This is a genomic window from Pseudomonas sp. AKS31 (genome assembly GCF_023634765.1).
In the GTDB taxonomy this organism is placed as follows: domain Bacteria; phylum Pseudomonadota; class Gammaproteobacteria; order Pseudomonadales; family Pseudomonadaceae; genus Aquipseudomonas.
The window spans coordinates 1-15298 of the sequence record NZ_JAMLFX010000007.1; the positions used below are offsets into that span (position 1 = coordinate 1).

Annotated in this window: 9 protein-coding genes; 5 read left to right on the forward strand and 4 right to left on the reverse strand. The window is 62.7% G+C overall.

Annotation, left to right across the window (positions count from 1 at the left end; all coding sequences use genetic code 11):
• Positions 1–276 precede the first annotated feature (276 nt).
• Complete coding sequence (locus M9827_RS18530; RefSeq protein ID WP_250606531.1) at positions 277–441, forward strand: metallothionein; 165 nt, start codon at positions 277–279, stop codon at positions 439–441.
• Positions 442–467: 26 nt separating this feature from the next.
• On the opposite strand, the gene M9827_RS18535 is transcribed toward M9827_RS18530, so the two are convergent.
• Both M9827_RS18535 and M9827_RS18540 read right to left on the reverse strand, forming a co-directional pair.
• Entirely contained in the window at positions 468–740 is a 273-nt protein-coding gene (locus M9827_RS18535; RefSeq protein ID WP_250606532.1) for a hypothetical protein, read from the reverse strand.
• 35 nt (positions 741–775) lie between these two features.
• On the reverse strand, positions 776–1003 hold the full coding sequence (locus M9827_RS18540) for a DUF6555 family protein (protein ID WP_250606533.1): 228 nt from the start codon (positions 1001–1003) through the stop codon (positions 776–778).
• A gap of 136 nt (positions 1004–1139) precedes the next feature.
• Between M9827_RS18540 and M9827_RS18545 the strand changes: the two genes are divergently transcribed.
• From M9827_RS18545 to M9827_RS18555, 3 genes are all read left to right on the forward strand, one after another.
• Complete coding sequence (locus tag M9827_RS18545; protein WP_250606534.1) at positions 1140–1913, forward strand: AraC family transcriptional regulator; 774 nt, start codon at positions 1140–1142, stop codon at positions 1911–1913.
• Between the two features lie 235 nt (positions 1914–2148).
• The gene (locus tag M9827_RS18550) at positions 2149–2322 is read left to right on the forward strand and encodes a DUF1427 family protein (protein ID WP_007969534.1); all 174 of its coding nucleotides are present in this window, start codon (positions 2149–2151) and stop codon (positions 2320–2322) included.
• A 29-nt stretch (positions 2323–2351) separates the two neighbouring features.
• The gene (locus M9827_RS18555; protein WP_250606535.1) at positions 2352–3308 is read left to right on the forward strand and encodes a quinone oxidoreductase family protein; all 957 of its coding nucleotides are present in this window, start codon (positions 2352–2354) and stop codon (positions 3306–3308) included.
• Positions 3309–3446: 138 nt separating this feature from the next.
• Here M9827_RS18555 and M9827_RS18560 read toward each other — a convergent pair whose 3' ends face one another.
• Positions 3447–4469, reverse strand: a complete 1023-nt coding sequence (locus M9827_RS18560) for a purine-nucleoside phosphorylase (RefSeq protein ID WP_250606536.1) — start codon at positions 4467–4469, stop codon at positions 3447–3449.
• 15 nt (positions 4470–4484) lie between these two features.
• Positions 4485–5444, reverse strand: a complete 960-nt coding sequence (locus M9827_RS18565; protein ID WP_250606537.1) for a nucleoside-specific channel-forming protein Tsx — start codon at positions 5442–5444, stop codon at positions 4485–4487.
• 517 nt (positions 5445–5961) lie between these two features.
• Between M9827_RS18565 and M9827_RS18570 the strand changes: the two genes are divergently transcribed.
• Positions 5962–15298, forward strand: a 9337-nt coding sequence (locus tag M9827_RS18570; RefSeq protein ID WP_250606538.1) for an autotransporter-associated beta strand repeat-containing protein, incomplete at its 3' end; no start/stop codon positions are given.

A 15298-nucleotide genomic window follows, 5' to 3' on the forward strand; every position in this document is an offset into this window, starting at 1 on the left:
CGGATGGACACCGTAGCGAGGGAACACTGAGCCTCAGCGAAGTGCCGTACGCCAGGGGCAAAGCCTTTTGGTTCCTTTTTGGCGTTTGAAAAAGGGACTCGCTGTAAGAGCGAAACCGCCAGCGGCAACACCCGCAGCAACGGATATGCCCCCAATCCCGTTCCCCATTCCAATCGCAAACAAAATCAAAAGATCGCAGCCTGCCGCAGCTCCTACACTGGATGTTAGGGCTTGCCCTTCAAGCCCCAGACAACCACCACCCAAGGAGTCTGTCCCATGCCTGATAAAAAATGCGATTGCCCCGCTTGCAAGTGCACGATCAAAGAAGGCGATCATTCCTATGCAGTTCACGGCAAACACTATTGCTGTGAAGCCTGCGCCCACCACCACAAAAGTGGCGAAGAGTGTTCAACCAAGGGCTGTAAATGCGCTCACGGATGACGAGCGACACATAAAAAAAGTGGAGCCTAATCAGGCTCCACTTCCAGTTTCAGACTTTTATCATCCCGTCGCTCGAAATGCCTCACCGTGCCTTGCAGCGTTCGCCCCTTGACCTTGACGACAATGATCTTCGCCTGATCCAGATCATCCGGAACCGGCGCCTTTACGCACAAAGTGAACCGATAAGGGTCATCGGGAACCGTTTCCAGCCCGACCTCGCAATCCACCGTTTTGGTGATTTGGCCGAAGAAGGTGGTCAGCCCGTAATCGAGTCGGGCCGGGTGATAAGTGTCGTCCATCGGGCGATTCCCCTTTTCCGGTCACGGCGACGGGTTCAGTTGGTCGGTCGCCACACGACGTTTTCCACGCCGAATTTTTCTGCCATCGGCTTGCTGGTCTTCTGCACCTTCTCACGGCCAAAGCGCGGGATGCGACCGACGCCGGCGTCGCAGCTCGCCCAATGCCACGCCTCGACGTTGTCCATTTTGTCCGAGCGGATAATGAAGGACTTGGGCGTGCCGTGAAGGGTGTATTCGATGACATAGAGTTTTGCGTTGTTCATAAAGCCCGTATTCCTCCCTGTAGTATTAGAGGGATCGCGGCGCACCGGGAAAATTCATTCGGATTGTCCGACGGTCTCTATCGTTGGCGACGCCGTGGCGCACTGGTTACCATGGGTGTCCCGCCAACCCCAATGAATGCTCGCCATGGCCCTTGCCGCTCCGCCTGATCTCAGTGACACCGATGTGCCCGTGCAACCGCTGGCGCGCACCTATCCGCGCGGCTTGTTTATCGAGCCGCACGAGCATGTCTGGGGTCAGTTGCTGTATGCGATGAGCGGGGTGATGTGGGTCGAGACCCCGCACGAGGCGCTGGTGGTGCCGCCGCAGCGTGCGGTGTGGTTGCCGCCCGGGGTACCGCACGGGATTCGGGTGGTGTCGGATCTGCAGATGCGCAATATCTATCTGCGCCCGGCGCTGGCGGCGACGCTGGATCAGACGGTGCAGGTGATCGAGGTCGGTGGTTTGCTGCGCGAGTTGATTGTCGGGCTGGTGGAGCAGGGCGACAACGGTGAACCGGCCTACTACGAGGCGTTGGTCGGCCTGGCCTTGCTGGAGCTGAAACGCGCAAGGCGTTCGCAGTTGAAGATCCCCATGCCGGATGATTCCGACCGGCGTCTGATGAACCTGTGCCAGGCAGTGATGGCGGCACCGTCGCTGGAGATTCCGTTCGAGCAGCACGCAGAAAATGCCGGGGCCAGCGTGCGCACCCTGGCGCGGTTGTTCAAGGACAGCCTCGGCATGGGCTTCGCCGAGTGGCGGCGGCAGGTGCAACTGGCGACGGCGGTGGCGGCGTTGATTCAGGGCGTGGCGGTGAGTGTGATTGCGCGCGAACTCGGCTACTCACCCAGTAGTTTCAGCGACATGTTCCGCCGTGAACTTGGCGTGGCGCCCTCACAATTTACGCTGTAACGACGCTATATCCTGAACCTGCACAGAACCTTGTGGGAGCTGGCTTGCCAGCGATGACGTCAGCACATCCAGCATCATCGTCTTAGACAATCCGCTATCGCTGGCAAGCCAGCTCCCACATGGTTTTGTGGCGACTGCGCCAGGTTTGTCCGAAATTCAGAAGTCCTTGGCCGATGCCATCCCGGCCGATTCCCTAGACTTTGCCCATTCCCTTCAAACGGCAGAGTTCCTCTCCATGAACTACCTGATTTCGCTGGCCATCGGTCTGGGCGTCGGCCTGTTGTACGGCGCGCTGGATTTTCGTTCCCCCGCGCCACCGGCCATTGCGCTGGTCGGTCTGCTCGGCATGCTCGCGGGTGAGCAGTTGTGGCCGATGGGCCGGCAGCTGGTCGCGGGTTGGTTGTCCTGAATTCTTTTTCTCCTTCGGTGGATGTCCTCATGAAAGCACTGCAATTCGATAAAACCGGCGACCTGTCTGCCCTGCGTTATGTAGAGGTGCCAACCCCGCTACCCGGCGCAGGCGAAGTGCTGGTGCAGATCAAGGCTGCCGGCCTGAACCCCAGCGATGTGAAAAATGTCCTCGGGCGTTTTCCGTACACCACGCTGCCACGGATTCCCGGTCGGGATTTCGCCGGGGTCGTCGTCGAAGGACCGCAGGCGCTGATCGGCCAGGAAGTCTGGGGCACTGGTCGTGAGTTGGGCTTTTTTGCTGATGGCTCCCACGCGCAGTTCGTCAAACTGCCGGCCAATGGCGTGGCACACAAACCTTCGCACTTGAGTTTCACCCAGGCCGCCAGCCTTGGCGTGCCCTACACCACGGCGTGGGATGCGCTGGAACGTAGCCTGGTAACCACCGAAACACGCTTGCTGGTGATCGGCGGCGGTGCGGTGGCGACGGCGGCATTGGCCCTGGCGAAAGTGCGTGGTGCGCAGTTGCTGGCAGCGGCGCGACGCCCGGAGCAGGTGGCGGAGTTGCAGGCGCAGGGTTATCCGACGATTCAGCTGGATAAACCCGAAGACCTCGGCGCGCAGGTCAACGCGGTGTATCGCGGCGGTGCCGATGTGATCTTTGACACCACCGGCTTCTGGCTGCCGGCGTCGGTGGCGGCACTGGCCACTTTCGGCCGGATCGCGATTATCGCCGCACCGGTGGACGGGCATGTGCAATTGCCGGCGCTGGCCTTGTATCGCAAGGGCGGTTCGGTGGTCGGGATCAATTCTTTGCTGTATGGCGTTGAAGCCTGTGCGGCGATGCTGGAGCAGTTCGGTCGGTTCTTCGATGAAGGCTTGCTGCCGCTGCCGCAGGGGTTGGTCGAGGCGCCGTTGGCCGAAGGCCTGACGCGCTACGCCAACGTCAATCAGGGCGGCGGCGATAAGATCATCCTTATTCCCTGATACACCTTAAATCTCATTGACACCCGGCAACCTGTGGGAGCTGGCTTGCCAGCGATAGCGTCAGTTCAGGTTAGTTCTTCCTCGCCTGTTCTGCCGTCATCGCTGGCAAGCCAGCTCCCACAGGGATCTATGTTGGTCTTAAGAAGCAGGGACGCCGTTTTCCCACGCCGACCAGTTTTTCAGGATGTCCTGCACCAACGGATTCCCCGCGCGATAGAGGTTCTCCAGCGCTGGCACGAAACCGCCCTGATCGGCGTATTTGAGCAAGTTGTCCACTTCACTGCCGCCCGGCTCAGGGCGGTCGAAATCGGAGCCGGCACGCACCACGGCCAGACGTTGCACGTCGACCAGACCTTCGCGACTGGCGCGCAGCAAGGCCTCATAGGTGGAGTTGTCTTCCTGCTGCGTCGTGCAATATTCGCCTTTGTTATCGGTCAACAATTTGGTCCAGAACTCGGCCCGTTCGCTCAGGCGCGTGCCGGAAAACCAGGTGTTGCCCGCCAATGTGTCGCAGCGCGTCACCACCGGTGGTTGATTCGCTGGCGCCGACGGATATTTCAGACGCCACGCCGCCGACTCCTTGCTTTCGCTCAGCTCGACCTTGTGGCTCAGGGCGAAGGCTTTGGCCTGCAGTTTCGGATTGAGTTCGAAGACCTCGGTCTTGTAGTCCAGCGGCGGTTTTTCGTTCGGGCCCTTGGTGTTGATGCCCAGATAACCGGTCGGCCAGGTCGATGGCGCATCGCGCGAATCGATCTCCCATTGCGTGCCGAATTCCACCAGATAATGCGCCCACGCGGCGGTGCCGATGGTCCCGTGTTTCGGGCTGATCCCGGCAATGCCCGCAATCAGGAAGTAGCTCTTGCGCAGGTCGAATTTCGGCGACAAGGCCAACGCCAGAGTCGAGGCGGCGGCGTTGGTCTGGCCCATGCCAGTGGTCAGCAGGCACACCTGCTGCGCATTGCAGCGGATGCTCGGGTACTCGGCGGACAGGCCCGGCACACGGATTTCCTGCTTTAGCGCCAGGCGATCGATCCAGTATTGCGCCTCGGGGGCAAACATGGTGATCAGCACGACTTTCGGTTGAATCGGCGCCTCGGCCGCCCACGCGGTGGAAGAGAGCAGGGCCGCACCGGCCAGGGTCAAACGCATCATTGCTTGCATGGAAAACTCCTTGATTCAGAACTGATAACCGACGCCGGCGTAGTAACCCCAGCCGTTGGAACGTGCGCGGAAATTGCCGTCGCCAAAATTCAGCTCGCTGCCGTCTTCCCAGTTGCCGCCGTTGTGGAAATAACGGCCGACCAGGGTGAAGCGCAAATGGGTGAACGAGTAGAGCAACACGTTAGTCGCCACCGTCGCATTGGCGGTGCGCGCCGGGTTGTCCTTGTGCATGTCCGAGCCGAAATCGAAGTTGGTGAAACCGATGTAGGTCAGCGAGGCGCCGTTGCTGAAAGTGTCGATCGGCACGATGTACTTGAGCTGGGCGCGGTAGCCGTCCCACGAGTATTCATTGCTGGCGCCGTAGTTTTCCCACTGATAGCGCCCGTACAGGTTGGCCGACAGATTGACCCGCGAATGGGTGTCGATGTCGGTGCCGAAACCGCTGTAGAGGGTGTTGGCGCGGTTCTCCTTGCGGCTGCCGTGGTCGTAGATCCAGTCGAACGCCACATACCATTCCTTGAACGGACCGATGGCCAGGCTGCGGCCGGCGAGATAGTCGATGGAGATGCGCGGTTCGTGCTCCATGAACACCGGCGAGCCGTGATCCCACACGCCTTTGTCGTGGCTGTTGCCGATGTTGAAGATCTTCGGAATGTCGATGTAGCCGTACAGCTCGAACGGACCTTTGCGGCCGAAGTACTCGTATTCCAGGTAGATGTCGTCGGCCGGTTGCGGGCCGAAGCTGATGTCTTTGCTGCCGATCAGGGTCAGGTCCTGGTTGTACCAGTCTGAGAGGTACGCGCCTTTTTTCGGCGGACTGGCTTCGGGGCTGAGGGCTTCGCCCTGGGCGGATTCCTCTTTGGTTGCCGGCTGCGCCAGTGCGCTATGGCTGAGAAGTCCGGTAACGCCGGTCAGTAGCAGGGAAACAGCAAGCGTGCGCGCAAAAGGTGCGCGAAAAGATGAGGCGGCGTGCATTCAAAGTCCTTTTTTTGCGGATCGAGGCCCGTGTTCCGTGGGCTTGTACGGTTTTGTTACGAAAACGTTGGTATTGACGTTACGCAAACGTTTGCACAAGCCGTACCAGTTTTCTCAATGCTCTGAAATTTCAAAGGTTTCAGCTTATTTGTCGATGGGGCGGTCAGGTACGGTTTTGCGCACCCCAAGTCCCCTGTGGGAGCGAGCCTGCTCGCGAAGGCTGAATATCTGAAAAGTAGTTCTCAGCTGACCCACCGCTTTCGTGAGCAGGCTCGCTCCCACAGGTGTTGTATCACCTTCAAGAGCAGTGCTGGCTGGCTGAAACGCTCATTCCAGACCCCTCTAGTATTAAAGTATTAACACCATTTAATCCGTGCCCCATTGCCGGGCGTCTACTAGCTTTGTCCCCAATAACGCGGTTTTGTGATGACCGTCGCAGTCTTGATTCGCGTGTCGAATAAGCCCGCTGATTGTGCACGCCCTCAAGGAAGAAATTGGCCACGACAAGGAGTAGCCCGTGGAAGCAAGGTTTGGTGTCGCCCTCGTTTCGCGTTTTTCCCCACTTTCCCTTGCTGTGCATCTGAGCGTCGCCGGACTGTTGTTCGGCGGCGTCAGCGCACCTGCGTTGGCCACATGCTCCACGGCAGGTTCCACCGTGACCTGCACCGGCGTGCCGAGTCTGCCGCTGTTTCTCAACAACTTCTCCAGTGCCACCAGCGGTTTGACGGTCAACGTCAACAGCGGCGCGCAGATGAACGCGACCCTCGGCGGCCATGTGATGGACCTGACCGGGGTGAACATCTCCCTGAACAACTCCGGCACGATTGACCCTGCGCTGCTCGGCCTGGTTTCAGTGTTGAGCGGCGGTGCATTTATCGGCACGGGGGCGACGAGTACGGTCAGCGTGCTCAACAACGCCAGCGGGATCATTCGCGGCACGGGCATGTTGCTTGGCCTCAACCTGACCAGCATCGACGGCCTGGCCATCGGCGTGAACAACGCCGCTGCCGGCACCACCAGCATCACCAACAACGGCACCATCACCTCGACCGGTTTGTCGGTCGGCGGCATCACCCTCGCCGACACCCCGGTAGTCGGCGTCTACGGCGGCTCGCAGGTCAACATGACCAACAGCAGCACCGGCGTCATCAACGGCCGGATCGCATTCGAGACCTCGGCGGCGGGCAACACTTTCACCAACGCCGGTGCGATTACCGGCGGTGTGTCGATGGGCGCGGCGAGCACCAACACCTTCACGGCGGTGACCGGCTCCAGCGTCAACGTCGGTGACGGTGTACAGATCAGCGTCGGCCTCGGTGGCTTGATCGGTATCAACCTGACCTTCGCCCCGACCGGCACCGTCGATGGCGGTGCGGGCGGCACCAACAGCCTGATCCTGCAAAACCCGATCGGCGTCGGCGGCGGTACCACGGGCGTCGGCACCGCTTCGAGCGCGACCTACGTCAACTTCAACAACCTGACCCTCAACAGCGGCACCTGGACCTTGCAGGGGCCATTGGTCAGCGGCGCAACCACGCTCAATGGCGGTGTCGCCCAGTTCAACAACAACGCCACATTCGGCAGCGGTGTCTTGACCTCCAACGGCGGGATCCTCCAGGCCAGCAATGCCGGGTTGAACGTCAGTAACCTGATTTCCCTCGGCGCGGGCGGCGTGACCGTACAAGGCACTAACGCTACCACCCTGAGCGGCGTCATTTCCGGCAGCGGTGGCCTGACCAAGGTCGGTTCCGGGCAACTGAGCCTCAGCGCCGCCAACACCTACCTGGGCAACACCACGCTCAACGGCGGCACCGTGCAGTTGGGCAACAATCTTGCGCTGAGCACCGGCACCCTGAACGTCACCGGCGCGACTACCCTGAGCGCGCCTGGCACGATCAGCCTGAGCAACGCCATCAGCCTCGGCGGCACCTTGACGGCCGGCGGCACGGGGGCGTTGACCCTCGGCGGTTTGATCAGCGGCAGCAGTGGTTTGACCAAGACCGGTACTGGCAGCCTGACGGTCAGTGGCGCCAACACCGGTTTCACCGGCACCACCACCCTGAGCGCCGGCAGCCTGTTGGTGACCAACAACGATTCGCTGGGCAGTGGCGCGCTGAACACCGCCGCCGGTACCAGCCTGGACAGCACCACCAACGTCACCCTGGCCAATAACATCGCGATGACCGGCGCACTCAACGTGCTCGGCAGCAATGCCCTGACCCTCGGTGGTGTGTTGTCCGGCACGGGCGGGATTACCAAATCCGGCAGCGCCAGCCTGACCCTGAGCGGCAACAACACCAACAGCGGCAACACGCTGCTCAATGCCGGTAGCCTGTTCGTTGGCAGCAACACCGCGCTGGGGACTGGCGCGTTGAGCGCGGCAGCGGGCACTACGCTGGATGCGACTGCCGCAGTGACATTGGCCAACACCGTTGCGCTGGCGGGCGGGGTGACCATCGGCGGCACTCAGGCATTGGGCCTGAGCGGCGTTGTCAGCGGCGTCGGCAGCCTGATCAAGAATGGCACGGCGGATCTGACCCTTAGCGGCAACAACACCTTCTCCGGCGGCACTGCGCTCAATGCCGGTACGCTGATTGTCGGTTCCAATGCGGCGCTGGGTACCGGTGCCCTGGCCGCAGCGGCAGGCACCAAACTTGACGCCAGCACCACGGCCGCGTTGACCAATGCGGTGACCCTTGGCGGTGATCTGGAAGTGCGTGGCAGCGCTGACCTGACGCTCAGCGGTGTGATCAGCGGCAGTGGCGGGTTGACCAAGCGCGGTTTTGCCAACCTGATTCTCAACGGCGCCAACACTTATCTCGGCGGTACCACGCTGGCCGGCGGCACACTCACTGTGGGCAACGCGGCCGCGTTGGGCAGCGGAGCATTGAATGTCATCGATGTGTCAGCGCTGGACAGCAACACCGCTGTCAACCTGAGCAACAACATCAACCTCAACAGCAGTACCTTGACCCTCGGCGGCAGCAGCGGTCTGACCCTCTCCGGTGTCATCAACGGCGCCGGTCAACTGATCAAGAACGGCGCCGCCAACTTGACCCTCAATGGGGTGAACACCTTCGCTGGCGGCACCACGTTGAATGCCGGCAGCTTGACTGTCGGTAACGCCGCGGCGCTGGGCAGTGGCGCACTGACCGTCGCCGGGGCCAGCACCCTCAACAGCAGCACCGCGGTGACCCTGAACAACGCGATCACCCTCAACGCCAACCTCACCGCGGGTGGCGCCAATGCGCTGACCCTTGGCGGGGTGATCAGTGGTGGTAACGGTTTGATCAAGACCGGCGCATCCAGCCTGACGCTCAACGGCAACAACACCTACACCGGCACCACGGCGCTGAATGCCGGTTCGCTGGTGGTCGGCTCCAACAGCGCACTCGGCACCGGCGCGCTGAACGCCTCGAACGGCACCACGCTGGATGCCGGCACGGCGGCGACGCTCGCCAATAACGTCAACCTCGGCGGCACTCTGACCATCGGTGGCAGCAATGCGCTGACCCTCGGCGGCGTGGTCGCCGGTATCGGTGGGCTGACCAAGAACGGCGCGGCCGACCTGACCCTCAACGGCGCCAACACTTATTTTGGCAACACCGCGTTGAACACCGGCAAACTGATTGTCGGCAGTAACACTGCGCTGGGTTCCGGTACGTTGAACGCGGCGACGAACACGACGCTGGACGCCAATACGGCCGTCAGCCTGAACAATGCCGTGGCGCTGGCCGGCGCATTGAACATCGGCGGCACGGCGGACCTGACCCTGACCGGTCTGGTCAGTGGCGCTGGCAGTCTGGTGAAGGACGGCGCGGCCAATCTGATTCTCAACGCCGCTAACAACTACCTCGGCGGCACCACGCTGAACGCCGGTACGCTGACTGTCGGCAACAGTTCGGCGTTGGGTTCCGGGGCGCTGACCGTCGCTGGCGCGGCAACACTGGACAGCAATTCGCCGCTGGTCAGCCTCAACAACGATGTCGCCCTGAATGCCGCGCTGACCGTGGGCGGTACGCAGAACCTGACCCTCGGCGGCGTCACCAGCGGCACTGGCCAACTGATCAAGGACGGAGCGGCCAACCTGACCCTCAATGGCAACAACACGTTCAGCGGCGGCACCACCCTCAATGCCGGCACCCTGACCCTGGGCAATGCCAATGGCCTGGGCAGCGGCGGCTTGACCGTCGGCGGTGCGGCGACTCTGGATAACAGTGCATCGTTTGGCATCGGCAACGCGATCACGCTGAATGCCGGACTGACCGTCGCCGGCAACAATGATTTGAGCTTGAACGGCATCATCGACGGTGCCGGCAGCCTGATCAAAAACGGTCTGTCTGATCTGACTCTGGCCGGCAACAACACCTTCACTGGCGCGCTGAACATCATCTCGGGCAGCGTCACCACGCTCAATACCAACGCGTTGGGTAACACCTCCGGCGTCAACATCAGTGCCGGCGCCGGGCTGAATCTGGGCAGTGACGCCAGCCTCGGCGCACTCACCGGCAGCGGCAGTGTGCAACTGACCGGCAGCAATACCCTGACCGTCGGCAGCGGCAACGTCACCAGTACGTTTGACGGCGATCTCAGCGGCAGCGGCGGCCTGGTAAAAGTCGGCACCGGCACTTTGAACCTCACTGGCATCAACGGCATTACCGGCAATACCGCGATCGATGGCGGTATCGTGAACCTGAGCGGTTCGCTGGGCAGTGCACAACTCAACGTCAATACCGGCGGCACCCTGACCGGTACCGGCTCGGCGCTCGGCGCGGTGAACATCAACAACGGTGGGCATCTGGCGTTGTCGTCAGGCAACACCTTGTCGGCGAGTGCTCTGACGCTCGCGGCCGGCAGCAACGTTGATGTGGCACTGGGTACACCGTCGACCGCGTCGCTGATGAACGTCGGCGGCAACCTCACCCTCGATGGCAATCTCAATGTCACCGATGCCGGCGGTTTCGGTGTGGGTGTGTATCGCTTGTTCAACTACACCGGCAGCCTGACCAACCTCGGTCTGGATGTCGCCAGCGTACCGGTCGGTTACGGCCTCGGTGATCTGCTGGTGCAAACCGGCGTGGCCAATCAGATCAACATTCAAGTCTCGGCACCAAACGTCAACATCCGTTACTGGGACGGCAGCCAGACCATTGCCAACGGCGTGGTTGATGGCGGTAGCGGTACGTGGAACGCGGTCGGCACCAACTGGACCGATGCCAACGGTCTGGTCAACCAGCCATGGGCCGGCGACTTCGCGGTGTTCCAGGGCAGCGCCGGCACGGTGACGGTAAACGGCACGCAAGCGTTCACCGGTCTGCAGTTCGTCACGGATGGCTACAACCTGGTCAACGGCGCGGCGGGGCAACTGACGGCGGTCAACGGCACTGGTGGCACCACGGCAGTGCGGGTCGATCCGGGCGTCACCGGTACTATCGGCGTCAATATCGATGGCAGCGGCATTCTCAATAAACTCGACGCCGGCACCCTGGTGCTCAATGGCACCAACACTTACAGCGGCGGCACGCAACTGGACGGCGGCAAGATCATCGTCGGCAGCAACACCGCGCTGGGCAGCGGCACGCTGACGGCCAACGCCGGTACGCAACTGGACAGCAACACTGCCGTGACCCTCGGCAATGCTGCGACGCTCAACGGCAACCTCACCGTGGTCGGCAGCAATGCGTTGACCCTCAACGGGGTGATTGGCGGCACCGGCGGGCTGATCAAAAACGGCACGGCAAACCTGACCCTTGGTGGCAACAACGCTTTCCTCGGGCCGGTGGCGCTGAATGCCGGCGGACTGGTTCTGGCGTCGAACTCGGCGCTCGGCTCGGGCACGCTGAATGCAGCGGGCGCCACCACGCTGGATGCCAGCACCGGGGTTTCGCTGAACAACGCGGTCAACCTCGCGGGCAATCTCGGCATTGGCGGCACGGCGGATCTGACCCTGGCCGGCACGGTCAACGGCGCCGGCAGCCTGAGCAAAAACGGCGCGGCCAACCTGACCCTCAGCGGCAACAACAACTTCCTCGGTGGCGTCACCCTCAACGCGGGCACTCTGACCGCCGGCAGCAACTCGGCACTGGGCCTGGGCAACCTGACCGTTGCGGGCGCCTCGGCGCTGGACAGCAACAGCGCGCTGAGCCTGGGCAACAACGTTGTGCTCAACGCCAATCTGAGCAACACCGGCAGCAGCAACCTGACCCTGGCGGGCGTGGTCAGCGGTGCGGGCGGCTTGATCAAGAACGGCGCGGCGAACCTGACGCTCAACGGCGTCAACACTTACACCGGCGGCACCACGTTGAACGCCGGTACGCTGACCCTCGGCACCGGTTCGGCATTGGGCAGCGGTGCGCTGACCGTGGCCGGTGCTTCGAGCCTCGATAACTCAGCGCCACTGGTGCTGGCGAACAACGTCAACGTCAACGCGAATCTGGCCCTGGCGGGAAATAACAATCTGACCCTCGGCGGTGTTATCGCCGGCGCTGGCACGCTGAGCAAAAATGGTCTGGCCGACGTGACCCTTAGCGGCAACAACACCTTCAGCGGCACCTTCGATGTGGCGTCCGGCAGCCTGACCACACTGAGTGGTGCGGCGCTGGGCAACAACGCCACGGTCAATCTCGCGGGCGGCGCGGCGCTGAATCTCGGTGCATCGGGCAGCCTCGCCAGCCTCACAGGCAGCGGTACTGCACTGATCGGTACCGGCAACACCCTGAGCCTCGGTGGCAACAACGTCAGCAGTACCTTCGCCGGCATCCTCAGCGGTGACGGTGGCCTGAGCAAACTCGGCAGCGGCACCCTGACCCTCAGCGGTATCAGCGACCTGACCGGCGACACCAACGTCAACGCCGGCACCCTGCAGGTCAACGGCTCACTGGCCAGCGGCAACGTGCTGGTCAACAACGGCGGCACCCTCGGCGGCAGCGGCACCTTGACCGGCGCGGTGACGGTGGCCGATGGCGGTCATCTGGCGGGCACAACCGGCAGCACCTTGTCGGTGGATTCGCTGGTGTTCAACGGCAACTCCAGCTTCGACGTCGGCCTCGGCACACCGGTGTCCGGTGGCGGCAACGCGCTGGTGAATGTCGGCGGCAACCTGACCCTCGACGGCACCCTCAACGTCAGCGACATCGGTGGTTTTGGCAGCGGCGTGTATCGCCTGATCAACTACACCGGCGGCCTGACCGACAACGGCATGCTCTTCGGCACACTGCCGGGCAGCGTCACCCCGGGCGATCTGACCCTGCAAACCGCGCTGGCCAATCAGATCAACCTGCTGGTCACCGCACCGGGCGTCACCGTGCAGTTCTGGGACGGCAATCAGCTGGTGGCCAATGGTTCGGTAGAGGGCGGCAGCGGCACTTGGGGCACCGGCACCACTAACTGGACCGACGTCAACGGCACCACCAACCAGGCGTGGGGCAACAGCTTCGCGGTGTTCCAGGGCACGGCCGGCACGGTGACCGTCAATAGCGCGCAAACCATCACCGGCCTGCAGTTCGTCACCGACGGCTACAGCCTGGTGAACGGCACGGCGGGCTCGTTGAACCTGGTCAACGGTTCGCTCGGCAATGCCACGGTGCGGGTCGACCCGAACGCCACGGCAACCCTCGGCGTTGCGCTCAATGGCAGCGGCACGCTGGGCAAATACGACAGCGGTACGCTGGTGCTCAACGCGGCCAACGGCTACACCGGTGGCACGGCGCTTAACGGTGGCAAGATCGTGGTCGGTAACAACGCGGCGCTTGGCACTGGTGTGTTGACCGCAGCTGACGGCACCGCTCTGGACAGCAATACCGCCGTTACGCTGGGCAACGGCGTGGTCGTCAACGGTGGCTTGACCGTTGCCGGTTCCAACGCCTTGACCCTCGGCGGTGTGGTCAGCGGTGCGGGCAGCCTGATCAAGACTGGTGCGTCGAGCCTGACCCTCAACGGCAGCAACACCTACAGCGGTGGCACTCAGCTCGCGGGCGGTACGCTGATACTCGGCAACAACAGTGCACTCAGCAGCGCTGCGCTCAATGTGACCGGCAACGGCAGCCTCGACAGCACCTCGGCGCTGCAATTGGCCAACGCCATCAACCTCGGCGCGCAACTGACTCTCGCCGGTAATCAGAACACCACGCTGCTCGGTGCGGTGACTGGCACCGGCAGTCTGGTGAAAAATGGTGCCGGTGATCTCGTGCTCAGCGGCGCCAACAGCTACAGCGGCGGCACCACGTTGAACGGCGGCACGACGCGCGGCGACACCAGCAGCCTGCAAGGCGCAATCGTCAATAACGCGACGCTGACCTTCGAACAAAACGCCGATGGCAGCTACACCGGCAACCTCACCGGCGCCGGTACGCTGAACAAAACCGGGACCGGTGATTTGCTGCTGACGGGCAACAACACCTTCACCGGCAACACCTCGGTGCAGGCCGGCAACCTGATCGTCAACGGTGTGCTCAACAGCGCCAACGTCAACGTTGCCAGCGGCGCGGGCATCGGCGGTGGCGGTCAGTTCGGCGGTGCTGTGCAACTGGCCGATGGCGCGACGCTGGCCGGTGGCGGCACGGCAACACCGCTGTCGGTGGGTTCGCTGGCGCTGTCGTCGGGGACTAACCTGGACTTCAGCCTCGGCTCCGCAACCAGTTCGACCACGGTGGTCAATGTCGCGGGCAACCTGACCCTCGACGGTATGCTCAACGTCAGCAATGCCGGCGGTTTCGGCACCGGGGTCTATCAACTGTTCAGCTACGGCGGCAGCCTGACCGACAACGGTCTGGTGTACGGCAGCCTGCCGGTGTCGGCGGCCAACCTGACCCTGCAAACCGCCATCGCCAATCAGGTCAACCTGCTGGTGCAAGGCACGCCGGGTGAGGTGCAGTTCTGGAACGGTGGGAAAACCAATCCGGATGGCAGCATCGGTGGTGGCAGCGGTGTGTGGGGGCCTGGGACTAACTGGACCGATCCGAATGGCACGCAGGCGCTCGCTGCGAACGGACAGTTCGCGGTGTTCGGTGGCCAGGGCGGCACGGTGACGGTACAGGGCAACCAGAACTTCACCGGTCTGCAATTTCTTGCCAATGGCTACGGCCTGACGCCGGGTGCCGGTGGCGCGCTGACCCCGGTCAATGGCGCGGATGGCAGCCTCGCGCCGGTGCGCGTGAATGCCGGCGGGAGTGCGGAAATCTCCGCGCCGCTGGTGGGCACGGGCGGCATCGAGAAGCTTGATTCCGGCACGTTGGTCTTGAGCGGTGCCAACACCTACAGTGGCGGCACCACGGTCAGCGGCGGTACGCTGGTCGGTAACACCACGAGTTTGCAGGGCAATATTCTCAACAATGCTTCGCTGCTCTTCGTGCAGAACTTCAGTGGCCAGTTCAACGGATCGTTGCGCGGACTTGGCGCGATGCTCAAACGCGGTACCGGCACCTTGCTGTTGAACGGTGATAACCCGTTCAGCGGCACGGTCGCGGTCGAACAAGGCGTGCTGCAAGTCGGTAGCCGTGCGGCGCGGGCGTCGCTGGGCGGGCAGGTGACCGTCGCCAGCGGCGCAGGGCTGAGCGGTAACGGCAGTGTCGGCTCGCTGCTCAACCAGGGTGTGGTGACTTCCGGCGCCGAAGCCGGAACCCTCAGCGTGGCCGGTAACCTGACCAACGCGAGCGGCGGTGTGCTCGTGCTGACGGTCAGTTCGCCCACCGCGACACCGTTGGCCGTCGGTGGCACCGCGACGTTGGGTGGCGCCTTGCAGGTCAACTCGCTGGCACCGTTTACCGGCAACACCACGTACTCGCTGATCACGGCGGGTGGCGGAGTGAATGGCACCTTCAGCGCAGCGGACCTGCCGCAATACGCGTTCCTCAACA